Origin of the sequence: Bacillus sp. hwrm1 (assembly GCF_040207805.1) — a bacterium.
In the GTDB taxonomy this organism is placed as follows: Bacteria; Bacillota; Bacilli; order Bacillales; family Bacillaceae; genus Bacillus; species Bacillus velezensis.
The window spans coordinates 433,918-448,420 of the sequence record NZ_CP157943.1; the positions used below are offsets into that span (position 1 = coordinate 433,918).

Here is a 14,503-nt window from a genome sequence, read left to right on the forward strand (position 1 = left end):
CTGGAAATAATGCTATTTCAGAGGTGGAAGACTTGTTAAAAGGATTATATACCGCAACGTCCGCAATGATTACACAGCAGAGAAGAACGGAAATGCTGTCAAATAACATCGCAAACGCGAATACATCAGGGTACAAAGAGGATCAAGGTTCAATCCGCGCCTTTCCCGAGATGCTTCTGAGCCGAATAGAAGGCGATAAAAAAACGAAAATCGGTTCCGTCAACACAGGCGTATACATGCAGGAGCTGAAACCGTTGTTTACGCAGGGAAGCCTGAAAACGACCGATCAGCCGACGGATATTGCGCTTATGGAGAATCAGGTTCCCAAGAATGCCGAAACGAATGAAAACGCCGAGCTGTTTTATCCCGTGCAGACCGCAGGCGGCGTCCGCTATTCAAAAAGCAGCACTTTCTCATTAAATGAAAACAATCAGCTTACGATAAACGGAAACCTTGTGTTATCAACAAACGGACAGCCGATTACAGTCGACAATGAAAAATTCACCGTATCAGAAAACGGAACGGTCACGACAAACGGCCGGCCGGCGGGGCAGATTGATATCAGAATGGAAGAAGACGTGCGCAATCTGAAACGGGACGGCAATGACCTATACAGCACGGCCGACGGCTCTGAACTGCCGAGCGCGGCGGCGAATCCCCAAGTCTCGTATTCATTAAAGCAAGGCGTCTCGGAGCTTTCGAACGTGGACGTGACGAGCACGTATACAGAAATGACGGAAGCATACAGATCATTTGAAGCCAATCAAAAAGTCATTCAGGCTTACGATAAAAGCATGGATAAAGCCGCAAATGAAATCGGCAAAGTGTAACAAAATGGGGGACATTCAATTATGATGCTCAGATCAATGCTGACGGCTTCAACAGCCTTACATCAGCTTCAGCAGCAGATGGATACAGTCAGCAGCAACCTTTCAAACAGTGATACGACAGGCTATAAAGCGAGGGATTCCCGCTTTTCCGAGCTGATCAGACAGCAGTATGACCATATAGATGACAAAAAGGAAAATTCGCCGAACATGCGGAAAACGCCGCCCGGCCTGCGTCTCGGCGCCGGAACGGTCATGACTCCGCAGCTGGACTCAGGGCAGGGAAGCATCAAAAAAACCGACCGTGACCTTGATATCGCGTTCACATCACCTTATCAATATCTTCAGGCAGAAGCGGACGGACGGCGGGTGTATACAAGGGACGGCTCACTTTCCCTCAAGCCGGCCGGCGGAAATGACCGGCTGCTTCAGCTGATGACAGCGGGAGGCAATCCCATTCTCGATGAGAACGGTCAGCCTATACAAATTGACAGTTCGCTGACTCAGCTGAAAATCAGCAAAACCGGAACGCTGACTGCTTCAGACCAGGCGGGAACCCGTTCGCAGACGTTTAATCTCGGCATCGTCAATGTCAATAATCCTCAGGCGCTTCATGCGGAAGGGGATAATCTGTTTTCCGTAAACGGCGCGGGGGCTTCAGCGATTGAAGAGCTTACCGGCGCAAACCGGCAGGCAATCGGCATGGAGCAGGGCGCGCTTGAAGGTTCAAATGTCGATATGTCAAAAGAAATGACCGGCTTAATCGTGTCTCAGCGTTCCTATCAGCTGAACAGCCGCACGATTACATTGGGAGACCAAATGCTGGGCTTAATCAACTCAGTCAGATAAAAGAAGGGGCGTTTTGATCAGCCGCGCATGATAAAAAATGCGGCTTTCTCAAAATCGCCCTTTTTTTTGTAGTAATCAGTAATATCCTGAAGCAGCACTTCCAAATCCACCCACGCTTCAATTTTCTGCAGCTCCAGCACGAGCTTCTGCAATCGGTCGTACGGGTCCTCCTGAGCGGTGTACAGTATGTTGAGCGCGGTCAGCTTCAATTTCATAATCTTGTTCTGCACTTTTTCAGATATGTATAAACCTTTCTGCAGCACGGTTTGTCCTTCGGCGGCAGATCCGGTTTTAAAAAGTGCTCTGACCGCTTCATACACACAATGAAGGTAGGAAACGGGAGACTCTTTCTCGAAACGCTGATTGCCCAATACCTTTTTGTAAAAAGGGAGGGCCTCTTTATCTTTTTTCTGGGCGGTCTTTAAAAAACCAAAATTATAATAGGCGTGGCACAGCAGGTTATTGTCATTGATCCGGTCCGTTATCTTTATGGATTCATTGAAGAGCTGTTCTGCGTCGTCATAGCGTGCCTCGTCTATATAATTCACGGCGAGAAGCAGCCGGCAGCTGAGCGTTTTTTTGATGTAGCCGAATTCACCTTGATAGATTTCCAGCGCTTTATTGACATATTGAATGGAGAGCGCAGGCGACTTCATCATGTAATATGCACCCGCTGTTTTATAATAAAATTCAGCGGCTTCGAAACGGTCCTGAATGGCCGGCAGGTACTGTTCAGCTTCTTTAAAGCGGCAGACAGCACGGTTCGGAGCGCCATTCACCATATGGAATAACCCTTTGAAAAAATAGAAATAATAAGTTAATTCATGATCCATCTCATCTTTGCGCCGCTTCAGCTCGCAGAACAGCTTATTCAGACCGTCTTTTTTCTCAAACAGCAGCTGGAACCGTGCGAAAAACAGCTGATATCTGAGTTTGAGCTTTGCATTCTTTTGTAATTTGGGGAGATGCTGATTGATTTGTTCGTGAAGGGAACGGGCTAGATCGAATTGGCGTTTTCCCATGGCGTCATACCACTCATTCAGCATCACCAGCGTACGTTTTTCAGTAAACTTAGCAATCATCTTCCAACCTCTTTGCATAGGGTAAAAATCTTTATTTATCATAACACATTAATGGACGAGGCTCATTGCCAGCTGGTTACAGTTTACAGCGCGGTTGAAAAAGAAATTGATTCATAATATACTTCCAAATGTACAGATTGGTTGCCACATATGCCTTCTATACATACTATTGTCGATGAAGGAGATGTCAAGAGAATGCTTGATACTCAGCAAATTAAAGAAATTATTCCCCATCGCTATCCGTTTCTTCTGGTAGACAGAATTACGGAAGTCGAAGAAGGAAAACGGGCGGCGGGATATAAAAATGTGACGGCGAATGAAGATTTTTTCAACGGCCATTTTCCTGAATACCCTGTTATGCCGGGCGTATTAATCGTAGAGGCTTTGGCGCAGGTCGGAGCGGTTGCGATGCTGATTAAAGAAGAAAACCGGGGCAGACTCGCATTTTTTGCGGGGATTGATAACTGTCGTTTCAAAAAGCAGGTAAAACCGGGTGACAAGCTGGAGCTTGAGGTTGATATTACCCGCGCGCGCGGTACGATCGGACGCGGCAAAGGCGTTGCCAAAGTTGACGGCGAGCTCGTGTGTGAAGCTGAATTAACTTTTGCGCTCGGAGAATAAAAGCAAACAAATGGGCTTATAAAAAAGCCCATTTTGTATAGAAAGAGGTGAATGTAATGTGGTCAGAATTTAAAAGCTTTGCGATGCGGGGCAATATCATGGATCTGGCTATCGGTGTCGTCATCGGCGGCGCTTTCGGCAAAATCGTGACGTCGCTCGTTGAAGACATCATCATGCCGCTTGTCGGCCTGCTTCTTGGCGGTCTTGACTTTTCAGGGCTGGCCGTGACATTCGGCGATGCTCATATCAAGTACGGAAGCTTCATTCAAACGATTGTGAACTTCTTTATTATTTCATTTTCTATTTTTATCGTCATCCGCACAATAGGCAAGCTGAGACGTAAAAAAGAAGCAGAAGAAGAGGCTGAAGAAGCAGAAGACACAGATCAGCAGACGGAACTGCTGACTGAAATCAGAGATCTGCTGAAACAGCGGGCTCCTCACAATGACTAGGGCACAAAAAAAGGCTGGATGATTAACGTCCGGCCTTTTTCATGATCATAATTTTTGTTTAAACGCTTCAATCAGCCGGCTGCCCGAGTAGCCTTCTTTCACGAGCGACTCCAGAATGCTTTCTGATCCGGGGTGGTTTCTTGACACCATTTGACCGTAAATTAAAACTTGTATACTTCTTTCCAGCTCGACGATATTTTTGATGCTTCCCGTCAGCTGGGCGGGGCGGTTGCTTTTTTTCGTAATCGTTACAAACACCTTCGCTTCTTTCTGGCTTTTCATCAGCATGTCAAAAAAAGACAAGTGTTCGGCCGGGACCAGTGCTTCAATTAACCAATGATTTTCTCCGTCCTCTTTATTGATAATCAATCCGTCTAAAAGGGGAAACTGCTCAATTGGCTGATCGTCTTTATCTAAACGTTCCACATTCAGATCAACCAGTTTAAAGGTTTTCATCTCTTATTTTCACCCCTGTTGTCCATGTTTTTCGTTCATTTATTATAACACATATCATTTTTCCCGGGAAAATGCTGTAAGACATGCTTCATCATTTTTGTAGGCGGTCAACATTTAATCATTTCTATTTTTTCATTATAATGTAAAAGAATATGGTCATGGAGAGATGCTTATGAATCAATTGCGCCTGAAGGAAATCTATATAGAAGACGGTTCAAGGCGAAAAGACGATCATTCCTACTTGGTATGCAAAAAGGAAGATTGTGAGGTGCATCTTAACAGAAGGGGAAATGTCGTCTTTTTATATGAAACAAAAGACCGCATGGAACAGTATAAAATTCAGCTTTCACTGACTGATAAAAAGCTGAGTTTTTACTGGTTCGCATGGGATGGCGGAAAGTTTGTCCGCATGTTTGAGAAAGACTGGCTCAAAACGAAACTTTTCTCGCGGCTGCTCAAAAATACATATTACATAAGCGGTCAAAAACAAAAGTTTTTTTTATCAGAAAGAAAAACGAAAACATAAGAGCAGCCTGAACGAATAACGGCTTTATCCGCTTTTTGCTTTCACGAGCCCTTGTACTACAATGAAGCCAGCCTCGAAAAAGAGAGGAGGATACGGCTTGTTTAACCACGTTATGCTTGTCGGCCGGCTGACGAAAGACCCGGATCTCCGTTTTACAGCAGCGGGCATTCCCGTCGCGCATATTACGTTGGCGGTAAACCGCAATTTTAAAAGCGCGTCGGGTGAAACCGGAACCGACTTCGTCAACTGTACCATCTGGAGAAAAAACGCTGAAAACACGGCATTGTACTGCCAAAAAGGGTCAATGGTCGGTGTAAGCGGCAGAATCCTGACGAGAAGCTATGAAAAGACAGACGGCGTAAAAGTTTATGTGACCGAGGTCATGGCTGATACCGTTCGGTTTATGGATCAAAAACGGAAAGAGCCGCTGGCTGAATAGCATGCTTTTTTCCTCGATTTCCCGCCTTTCAGCGGGCCCCGCAATACCTCCTTCCCACTCGCCAGTCGAAAGACTGGTTTTTTTGTGCGGGAGCTAAAAAATGGTTAAAAAGAAGTGATTTCGCTTATGAATACTTAAAAACATTGAATATATTGGGATAAAAACTTATAATTACTTACAGATAAGTGACGAAAAAGGGAATGAGGACGTGTATCAAGAAGAAAGACTGATTGCGATAATGGAATATTTGAAACAGCATCGGCGGATCACCGCTGAACAGATATGTTCGCTGCTTCATATTTCAAGAGATACCGCAAGAAGGGACCTTGTAAAGCTGAAAGAGCGCGGGGCCATTATCAGAACACGGGGCGGCGCGATTCTGCCGTCGGTGAATCAGGAAGTTCCGGGCTATTCGGGCCGGCTGAAAACCGTTTCTGAAGAGAAAAACAAAATCGGCAAGCTGGCCGCATCCCTGATCCATAAAGGAGACCGGATCATCCTGGACACTTCGACAACCGTGCAGGCCTGCGCGGAGCATTTAAATGTCACCGGCTGCACTGTTATTACAAATTCGATCAATCAGGCCGATATCCTTTCCGCAAAAGAGGGAATTGATATTCACCTGCTCGGCGGAAAGCTCCAGAAGGAACACCGGTTTTTATACGGGGCTTCCGTTGTAGAAAAACTGGGGGATTATCACGCCGATAAGGTGCTGATCGGCGTTGTCGGCATCTCGGAAAACGGCCTGACGATTCCGCATGAAGAAGACGGCATGGTAAAGCGTAAAATGATCCGACAGGCTGAACAGGTGATTGCGCTGAGCGATCACTCCAAGCTTGGCCGTACGAGTTTTTATCAGTATGCAGACCTGCACGAGGTTGACCTGCTGATTACCGATCGGCTGCCTGATCAGGATTTTTGCGATCTGCTCGACCGGCACGGCGTAGAATTGCTTGTAACTGAATCTGAAGAAGAGGATGAGGACATGTGAAACTGATTGCCATAGATCTGGACGGCACACTGCTGAACAGCAGTCATCAAGTAAGCGATGAAAATGAGCGGGCTTTAAGGGAAGCCCGGCAAGCGGGAATTGAAATCGTGGTTTCCACGGGACGCGCGCATTTTGACGTGCACTCCATATTCGAACCGCTCGGCATAAAAACATGGATTATCAGCGCAAACGGAGCCGCCATTTATGCTCCTGACGGCAGCCTGTACCACTGTGATGCGATTGAAGAAACAAGAGCCCGCGGGATTTTGTCATGGCTTGAAGAGAATCAATATTACTATGAGGTGTTTACAAACAAAGCCATCTATACGCCTGAAACCGGCAGGCAGCTGCTCGATATCGAAATGGACCGGGTGAAAAGCGCCAATCCTGAAGCCGATCTTTCCGTTTTGGAACAGGCGGCTTCAGTGCAATACAGCCAGTCCGGCTTTGCTTACATTCATTCATACCGTGAGCTCTTTGAGAAAGAAGAGCATCTGGATTTTTATAATATTCTCGGATTTTCGTTTGATGAGCGGAAGCTGAAAGCGGGCTGGGACCGATTCAGCGGTCAGAAAGATCTCACCCTTGTCAGCTCTGCCGACCACAACTTCGAACTGGCGTCTCGAAACGCCTCTAAAGGGCAGGCGCTCAAACGGCTGGCGCAAAAGCTCGGCATTCCGATGGCTGAAACCGCCGCGGTCGGTGACAGCTTAAATGACTATTCAATGCTTCAGGCGGCCGGAAAAGGCATAGCGATGGGGAATGCGAGAGAAGATATTAAAGAGATCGCTGATGCCGTTACATTGACAAATGATCAAAACGGCGTTGCGCATATGATCAGGAATTTACTGTGAAAGGTATGGCGATACTGTTCATGACTGGCGTGACGCATTCATGGCAAATGCGGCGTAACAGTAAGGACGACATAAAAGACCGGCTCTTCTGAGAGAGCCGGCCTTTTTGCGTTTAATGTGATTGCGCCGATGCGCTGAGGGTGAATAGCTCTTCAAGCTCAGCGGATGACAGCTCGGTAATCCAATTTTCACTTTGGATAATCTGATCGTTCAGCGTTTGTTTCGTTTCAAGCATGGCATCAATTTTTTCTTCAATCGTTCCCGTCGTAATGAGTTTGTGAACGTGGACGAACCGTTCCTGGCCGATTCGGTAGGCGCGGTCGGTTGCCTGGTTTTCCACCGCCGGATTCCACCATCTGTCATAGTGAATGACATGATTGGCAGCCGTCAGGTTCAGGCCGGTTCCGCCCGCTTTCAGTGACAAAATCAGCGTCGGGTATTCTTTCTTCTGGAACCGTTCGACGAGAGAATCGCGTTCCTGCTTGGACAGGCTTCCGTTTAAAAACTGAACCGGTTCTCCGAATGTTTTTTCCAGGAGGCGCTTCATCATATTGCCCATCTGAATGTATTGGGTGAAAATGAGGCAGCTTTCCCCTTGTCCGCGGATCACCGCCATTAAATCAAGCAGCTTTTCCAGTTTGACGGATCTCCCGTTTAACAGCTCTGTCTGTTCTTCCTTCAAATAGAGCGCAGGATGGTCGCATATTTGCTTCAAGCGGCCGAGCATGCTCAGAATCAGCGCTTTCCGCTGCATCCCGGTCAGAGAAGCCATATGTTCAAATGTATCTTTGACAAGCTGTTCATAAAGGGATGCCTGTTCGGCTGAGAGCGGGATAAACTCTTTTTGTTCCAGCTTGTCAGGAAGATTAAGCGCCACTTCTTCATCCCGCTTTGTCCGGCGCAGTAAAAACGGCCGGATTAACTGCTGAAGCTGGTTGATTCTTTTTTCGTCACGGTCTTTTTCAATCGGCAGCACATAGCGTTTATGAAAGCCGGTCAGACTGCCGAGATAGCCTTTGTTCATAAAATCAAAGATCGACCAAAGCTCTGTCAGGCGGTTTTCCATCGGTGTTCCGCTCAGCGCGATATGATGGACGCCTTTCAGCTTTCTGATCGCGCGGGACTGCTTCGTATGCGCGTTTTTAATATTTTGCGCTTCATCAAGGCAGATGGTGCTCCATGTCACGGAAGAAAGCTCTTCCTGATCGGCGTGCGACAGGCCGTAAGAAGTAAGAACGACATCCGCGTCCTGATAGGCCGGGACAAATGCTTCCCCCTTCGGCCGGCGGGGGCCGTAATGAAGCACGGCCTTCAGCTGCGGCGCGAAGGTCTGGAGCTCACGCTGCCAGTTGCCGAGCACAGATGTCGGCGCAATGATTAAGGCAGGCGCTTTTTGCCGGCCGCTTTCCTTCACATGGAGAAAATAAGCGATCATCTGAATCGTCTTTCCAAGTCCCATGTCATCTGCGAGACAGGCGCCGAAGCCGTTTTCCCGTAAAAACAGAAGCCAGTTCATGCCATACATCTGATAAGGGCGGAGCTGGCCCTGAAACGCGGCGCTGACTTCATGCTCCGGCAGATCCCGGGCTTCCGTCAGTTTGCGGATCAGGCTTCTGAGCTGCTTTGATAATTCGATCTTGATCCCGGCAAATGCCGATGAGTCAATGATGTCCGTGTCCTCGGCACCGTTTTCCCCGTGATCCATCAGTTCGCGCGCCAGCACGTCGGACATGTGGAGGCCCTCAGATTCCGCTTTTTCCATCAGTTTTTTCATTTGTTTAATGAATTGAGGATCAATTTTCACCCATTGGCCGCGGATGTTGACGAGACGTCTGTTGTTTGCGACAAGCTCATTGAATTCATCCTCTGTCAGCTCAATTCCGTTTGTGGCGAATCTCCAGTTGAAATCAAGCAGAGCGTTCATGCCGACGAAGGACTCGCCCCGCGGTGAGGATGACACTTTCGCCTTGAGCATCATATTGCTGTCCCGGACAATCTGCCACCATGATGGGAGAAGAATCTCCACACCCATATCGACAAGCGTCTCACTCGCTTCCGATAAGAAGATCCAAGCCTCTTCTTCAGAAATCAGCGTCGTTCCTGAATCAAACGAAAGCCAGGGAACCGTTCTGCGGAAGCGGTCCTGTTCGCGCGCGATTTTTCCGCTGTATGCCTGCCACGCTTTTTTCAGTCCCTTCAGTCCGTCAAAAAAGGTGATGGAGCCGGTTTTTTTCTCACGTAAAAACATTTCGATTTTCCAGTCGTCACCGTCGAAATCAGGCTCGTTTAATCGGAGCCCGACGGTAAACGGCGTCAGATCGTCATGCCAGCCGATTCCCTCCAGAAAATCATCTTCATCCAAAAAGGAGCCTTTAAACGTATGAACGGCCGGCGAGCGGGTTTCGATCTGCCGCCATTTTTCCAGCAGGTCATCATTGTACTGAATGTAGTCCTGGACCGCGGCTGAGAACCAGTCTGCCGTAAAGCCTTCCAGCAAAAGCTCGCGGTCTTTGAAGCGCAGGACGCCATTTTGCCAAGCCTCATAATCCGGAAGAAAATCGCCGTCGGCAATAAATTCGAATATCGTCGAAGCCGCTTCGATTAACGGTTCCGTTTCCTTTGTCAGCTGCACGGTGCTGAATGAATTGAACGAGTTTTTTCCGAGCAGCTCGACGGTCATCCACGGGCTGAGCAGAACGGCCGGGGTGCCGATGAAGCTGACGTCTTCAAGAAACGTTCCGTAAAAGGTGGACTCATGCCATTGGAACAAATGAGTCTTCATCTGACTGAGAGTAAGCGGCTGCTCCTTCTCATCATGGCTTGACAGCGTAAATGTCCAATCTTCCATTTGTTCTACATGAATGAAAATTTCCTTAAGACTCGCCATCAATCAACTTTCCTTTCTGCAATTCTTCTTGAAGGGCGCGCAGCCTCTTGTAACTTGCGCTCAGCCGGCTGATATACCGCTCCCATACCTGCTGTTTTTTTGCCTTTTTATAAAGCGTCCGCAGTTTTTTCAGATGGCGCGCAGCCTCTTTATAGGCGCTGCGGTTTTTTTGGTCGATAAAAAAGGCCGCCGCCCGGTGATAGGAGGGGATGAGCGCTTCCGGATCACTGGCGGCAATTTCCTTCAGGATGTCCTTTTCGATTTCCCAGACGGAAAAACCGACGAGGCTGTGAATCTCCACCCACTCCGCGTACCGCCGTTTTTCGTACAGGTACTGGCTGTATTCGGTAAAGGTATAGGGAAGGCAGCCGGAAGCAAACCGTTCAAACAGCTGATCATCCCGTGAGTGCCGCGCATAATCCGCCAATAGCGCAAACAGCTCTCCAATGATGTCGCGCATTTCTTTAAACGGCTTATCAAGCTTCGTATAGTTCACGGCAAGCGGCTCGATCCGGCCATACCATGCTTTCAGCCGTTTCCAGTCTTTTTTCGCGGTGAGTTCACCGAGCCATTGAAAGGTATACGGCAGCGCTTCAGGAGGGAAGCGGGACATATCTTGGAAGACCGCTTCATCATCTTTTTGCAAAAAGGCCAGATGAAGCCGTCCGAACCGCACTTCCGGCGAAAAACGGCGCCCGCTTTCCTGTGCGAGAATCTCCTGTTCACGCGCAACCCATTTCGGCCGGTTCAAAAGCGCGCTCCACATTTCACCGAATACCCGGAGGCGTTCGTATTGAAAAAGCTCTTCTTTCACAAGCAGTCTGCGGAGCACCGGGGGCGTCCGGTCTAAAAAGGGATCGAGTGAAAAAGACAAAGCGTACGTTTTCAGTCTGTCAATGGAGGAATAAATCGTATCCATCAGCTGTTCCACGTATGGATTGATGCTGTAATAATCTTTTTCGGCATCCAATCTGCCTGACTCAATCAAAGTGAACATGTGAAGCCAGACGGCAAGCGCCGAATGAATCTGATATAAGCTTTTAAGCTCGGGTTTTTTCGGGGCGTGTTTTTTGAGCGCTGACAGATAGCCGTAATAAAGGCCCTGCATCGTCTGGCTTCCGACCGGCGTCCGCGCCTCCCACAGCGAGAATTCCGAATCAAAAAAAGCGAGCCAGCTTGACAGCGACTCTTCATTCGGCAGCACTTTTTCCTGAAACTGCCGGCGGACAAGCTCCCTGCTTTCCTCAAGCTTTTCTCTTTCCAGCCAATGTTCGGTAAAGGTACCGACCCGCTCGAATTGGGCATATACGTAAAGAAAAACGGCCAGCACGTGGCGGCAGATCGCCTCAGACGGGCATGCGCAGCCGCTTTTCACCATGAAAAATAAGTTCAGCGTGACCCTTACAGGCACAACATCCTGCACATATGCGGAAATCTCTGTCGGGGTTTGAACCTGTATACGATAGACGGAATCCTGCCGATATAAAATGAGTGCTTTCTTCATCAGCTGAACATTGTCTTCATTGTAAGGAAGAAGTTCTTTAAGCTGTTCAGCCGCTGCGAGCACATCTTCTTTAGCAATCATATCCTGAAGCATGATTATCGCTCCTAACGAGTCACAAAATAAAAAGATTCCAATTCCTCTATTATATCGCAACACATGGCCCGGAAAAAGTTTTTCCTAAAAAAGGACATAAAAACCCGAATGTGTCGAATGATGTATTAGAGATTGCAAAACAGCACCCGACAGCATATAATAATCTTGTTTTCAATTTAATGGAAGCCGAAAGGAAACGAATGATGAAGAAAACGAAGTTAGATCAAGAGGAGTTTCTGAAGATTTTAATGCATGCGCACGACATTGGTGAGCAGTCCTCTGAGATGACCACAAAAGAAATGCTTGAGAATTTGATTTCTTATATTAAAAATGGATATGCAACATAAAATCCCGCAGGCTCTTTGCCGCGGGATTTTTTAATCTTCCTGTGACACCAGTATTTAAAGCGCTTACAAAAATAAAACAGATTGAAGTGATTGTCTATTTTTGTCGAATTTTGTCATTTGAAAAGGTTAGAAATGACAGTTTAAAGCTGTATAATCGTAATTGGAAAAGATCATTGGAGGGAATGGGAATACGCGGAAAGTGATATGGAGGTTATATGGGAGAATCTACAAGCATAAAGGAAATATTCGCAATACTGAGAAAGCGTCTGCTGTTTATACTTATTATTACCGCGGCGGCAACTGCCGCAGGCGGACTCATCAGTTTCTTCGCTCTTACGCCGGTCTATGAAAACTCAACTCAAATTTTGGTCAGCCAATCCAAAAACAATCAAAAAGAAGTCCAATTCAATGACGTTCAAACCAACCTCCAATTAATCAACACGTATAATGTCATCATCAAAAGTCCGGTCATCCTCGATGAGGTGATTAAACAGCTGCATCTGTCCATGACTTCGAAAGAGCTGGAATCGAAAATCACGGTGTCCAGCGAGCAGGATTCACAAGTCGTGACGATTGCCGTGCGGGATACGGATGCTAAGCGGGCGGCCGTTATGGCAAATGCGGTTGCAGCCGTTTTTCAGGACAAGATTACGGCCATCATGAACGTGGATAATGTCAGCATCCTTTCAAAGGCCGAAGCGGCGGACAGCCAGTCACCGGCAGAGCCTAACCGTAAGCTGAACATCGCGATTGCGTTTGCCGCCGGACTTTTGGGCGGAATCGGTCTCGCCTTTTTGCTGGAACATCTGGATAATACGATCAAATCGGAAGAACAGCTGGAATCGCTGCTCGGCATCCCGATCCTGGGAACGGTTACTTCAATCAGTACTAAAGACAGCGTTGCCAAAAACTTGAGGATGGCGGAAACCAAACAAGCGGGGGGCGGACATGTTGACGCGTAAAAAAGACAAACCCGGAAAACGAAGCGTGATTGCGATGTCTGAGCCGAAATCCATCAACTCAGAACAATATCGCACGATCCGCACAAACATTGAATTTTCTTCCGTTGATACGGAGGTGAAGTCCCTTTTGATCACATCCGCCGGTCCGGAAGAAGGAAAATCGACAACCGCGGCCAACCTTGCCGTCGTATTTGCACAGCAGGGGAAAAAAGTGCTTTTAATTGATGCGGATCTGCGCAAACCGACGGTTCATTTCACCTTCAAATTGGATAACGGAACCGGATTAACGTCGCTGCTGTTAAAACAGATGCCGTTTCAGAAAGCCGTCCTGCCGGCTGATGAAGCAAACCTGGATATTTTAACGAGCGGGCCGATCCCGCCTAATCCGGCGGAGCTTTTATCGACGGGTGCCATGAAAGATCTTCTGTCAGAAGCCGCCGAAGTTTATGATAAGGTGATTTTGGATACGCCTCCCGTCTTGGCCGTAGCCGATACGAAAATATTAGGCAGCTACACTGACGGGGCCATTATGGTGATCTCAAGCGGGAAAACGGACAAGGAAAAAGCGGCCAAGGCGAAAGAAGCGCTCGATTACTGCCCGTGCAAGCTCCTTGGGGCCGTGATGAACGGGAAGAAACAAACGAAACATTCGGACTACGCCTATTACGGACAATAATGTCATAATGGGCGCGGTCCATTCTTTTTAAGGAGGGATTGAAATATGATAGATATCCATTGTCACATCCTTCCTTCCATAGACGACGGCGCGGCGGATGATACAGAAAGCCTGAAGATGGCGAGAGAAGCGGTCAGACAGGGGATTGATACGATCATCGCGACGCCGCATCATGTGAAATACCGCTATGACACGGACCGGCATACGGTCAACGAAGCGGTCAGTCTGTTAAACAAACGTTTGAATAAGGAAGGCATTCCGCTGACTGTTCTGCCCGGCCAGGAAATCAGAATAGACGGAGATCTGCTGGCAGGTCTTCAAAGCGGCTCGCTTGTCCCGCTCCATAATACAAAGTATGTGCTGGCGGAATTTCCGGCGGATCATGTCCCGGCCTACGCTGAAAGGCTGTTTTATGAACTGCAGCTGAACGGATATGTCCCCGTCATCGCCCATCCGGAGCGGAACAGGGAAATTCGCGAAAACCCTTCCGTTCTATACAATCTTGTGAAGAAAGGCGCGGCCGCCCAAGTGACGGCCGGCTGCATTGCCGGAGCATTCGGGCGGAAAGCGAAATCCTTTTCGCTGCAGCTGATGGAAGCGAATTTGATTCACTTTCTCGCATCTGACGCCCATAATCTCGGCCCGAGAAATTTTTATTATCAGGAGGCGCTCGGCGTTCTGAAAAAAGAAGCAGGGGCGGAGCTTATTTACATGCTCACGGAAAATGCGGCGCTTCTCGCTGAAAACAAAGCCGTTTATAAGGAACCTCCGCTGCCTGTGGCCCGCCGTAAGCGCTGGGGTCTTTTTTAATCGTCGTCTCCATCCCGTTTAAATGAAGCGTAAGCGGCTGTTTTGCAAGATGATTCTTTTATGCTTATGCTATTATCAGCGGCCGGCGCCGTTTTTTCCTATCATGACCTCAGGCTTCCGGCATTCA

General features: G+C 48.0%; 16 protein-coding genes. 12 read left to right on the forward strand and 4 right to left on the reverse strand.

Features of this window, described 5'->3' with window-relative positions; all coding sequences use genetic code 11:
* The first annotated feature begins 32 nt into the window (after nt 1-32).
* Both ABK447_RS02280 and ABK447_RS02285 read left to right on the forward strand, forming a co-directional pair.
* A complete protein-coding gene (locus ABK447_RS02280; RefSeq protein ID WP_007614310.1) occupies nt 33-830 on the forward strand; it encodes a flagellar hook-basal body protein in 798 nt (265 codons plus the stop codon).
* 24 nt (nt 831-854) lie between these two features.
* Nucleotides 855-1,676 carry a flagellar hook-basal body protein gene (locus tag ABK447_RS02285; RefSeq protein ID WP_012118640.1) on the forward strand — a complete coding sequence of 274 codons (822 nt, stop codon included), beginning with the start codon at nt 855-857 and terminating at the stop codon, nt 1,674-1,676.
* A gap of 17 nt (nt 1,677-1,693) precedes the next feature.
* Here ABK447_RS02285 and ABK447_RS02290 read toward each other — a convergent pair whose 3' ends face one another.
* Nucleotides 1,694-2,758, reverse strand: a complete 1,065-nt coding sequence (locus tag ABK447_RS02290; protein ID WP_040238774.1) for a tetratricopeptide repeat protein — start codon at nt 2,756-2,758, stop codon at nt 1,694-1,696.
* Between the two features lie 195 nt (nt 2,759-2,953).
* On the opposite strand from ABK447_RS02290, the gene fabZ reads away from it, so the two are divergent.
* Both fabZ and mscL read left to right on the forward strand, forming a co-directional pair.
* The gene (gene fabZ, locus ABK447_RS02295; protein WP_003151242.1) at nt 2,954-3,379 is read left to right on the forward strand and encodes a 3-hydroxyacyl-ACP dehydratase FabZ; all 426 of its coding nucleotides are present in this window, start codon (nt 2,954-2,956) and stop codon (nt 3,377-3,379) included.
* 56 nt (nt 3,380-3,435) lie between these two features.
* A complete protein-coding gene (mscL, locus tag ABK447_RS02300) occupies nt 3,436-3,831 on the forward strand; it encodes a large conductance mechanosensitive channel protein MscL (protein WP_015418395.1) in 396 nt (131 codons plus the stop codon).
* Between the two features lie 45 nt (nt 3,832-3,876).
* Here mscL and ABK447_RS02305 read toward each other — a convergent pair whose 3' ends face one another.
* Nucleotides 3,877-4,287 carry a YwpF-like family protein gene (locus ABK447_RS02305; RefSeq protein WP_012118638.1) on the reverse strand — a complete coding sequence of 137 codons (411 nt, stop codon included), beginning with the start codon at nt 4,285-4,287 and terminating at the stop codon, nt 3,877-3,879.
* 172 nt (nt 4,288-4,459) lie between these two features.
* Between ABK447_RS02305 and ABK447_RS02310 the strand changes: the two genes are divergently transcribed.
* From ABK447_RS02310 to ABK447_RS02325, 4 genes are all read left to right on the forward strand, one after another.
* A complete protein-coding gene (locus tag ABK447_RS02310; protein ID WP_003151247.1) occupies nt 4,460-4,813 on the forward strand; it encodes a hypothetical protein in 354 nt (117 codons plus the stop codon).
* A 97-nt stretch (nt 4,814-4,910) separates the two neighbouring features.
* Nucleotides 4,911-5,252 (forward strand): single-stranded DNA-binding protein, encoded by a 342-nt coding sequence (locus tag ABK447_RS02315; protein ID WP_094031351.1) that lies wholly within the window; start codon nt 4,911-4,913, stop codon nt 5,250-5,252.
* A 208-nt stretch (nt 5,253-5,460) separates the two neighbouring features.
* Nucleotides 5,461-6,243, forward strand: coding sequence for a DeoR/GlpR family DNA-binding transcription regulator (locus ABK447_RS02320; RefSeq protein ID WP_003151250.1), 783 nt, complete (start codon nt 5,461-5,463; stop codon nt 6,241-6,243).
* A complete protein-coding gene (locus ABK447_RS02325) occupies nt 6,240-7,097 on the forward strand; it encodes a Cof-type HAD-IIB family hydrolase (RefSeq protein WP_094031350.1) in 858 nt (285 codons plus the stop codon). Before ABK447_RS02320 ends, ABK447_RS02325 begins: the two co-directional genes overlap by 4 nt.
* Before the next feature lie 112 nt (nt 7,098-7,209).
* On the opposite strand, the gene ABK447_RS02330 is transcribed toward ABK447_RS02325, so the two are convergent.
* On the reverse strand, nt 7,210-9,984 hold the full coding sequence (locus ABK447_RS02330) for a DEAD/DEAH box helicase (RefSeq protein WP_094031349.1): 2,775 nt from the start codon (nt 9,982-9,984) through the stop codon (nt 7,210-7,212).
* On the reverse strand, nt 9,971-11,581 hold the full coding sequence (locus ABK447_RS02335) for an SWIM zinc finger family protein (RefSeq protein WP_094031348.1): 1,611 nt from the start codon (nt 11,579-11,581) through the stop codon (nt 9,971-9,973). The genes ABK447_RS02330 and ABK447_RS02335 overlap by 14 nt, the downstream gene beginning before the upstream one ends.
* 203 nt (nt 11,582-11,784) lie before the next feature.
* Here ABK447_RS02335 and ABK447_RS02340 point away from each other — a divergent pair, with 203 nt between their 5' ends.
* The 4 genes from ABK447_RS02340 to ABK447_RS02355 all read left to right on the forward strand — a co-directional run bounded on the left by ABK447_RS02340 (nt 11,785) and on the right by ABK447_RS02355 (nt 14,376).
* Nucleotides 11,785-11,928, forward strand: a complete 144-nt coding sequence (locus ABK447_RS02340; protein WP_003151259.1) for a hypothetical protein — start codon at nt 11,785-11,787, stop codon at nt 11,926-11,928.
* 215 nt (nt 11,929-12,143) lie between these two features.
* A complete protein-coding gene (locus ABK447_RS02345; RefSeq protein WP_015418390.1) occupies nt 12,144-12,890 on the forward strand; it encodes a YveK family protein in 747 nt (248 codons plus the stop codon).
* On the forward strand, nt 12,877-13,566 hold the full coding sequence (locus ABK447_RS02350; protein WP_012118633.1) for a CpsD/CapB family tyrosine-protein kinase: 690 nt from the start codon (nt 12,877-12,879) through the stop codon (nt 13,564-13,566). The genes ABK447_RS02345 and ABK447_RS02350 overlap by 14 nt, the downstream gene beginning before the upstream one ends.
* A 45-nt stretch (nt 13,567-13,611) precedes the next feature.
* Nucleotides 13,612-14,376, forward strand: coding sequence for a tyrosine-protein phosphatase (locus ABK447_RS02355; protein WP_015418388.1), 765 nt, complete (start codon nt 13,612-13,614; stop codon nt 14,374-14,376).
* Nucleotides 14,377-14,503: the final 127 nt, after the last annotated feature.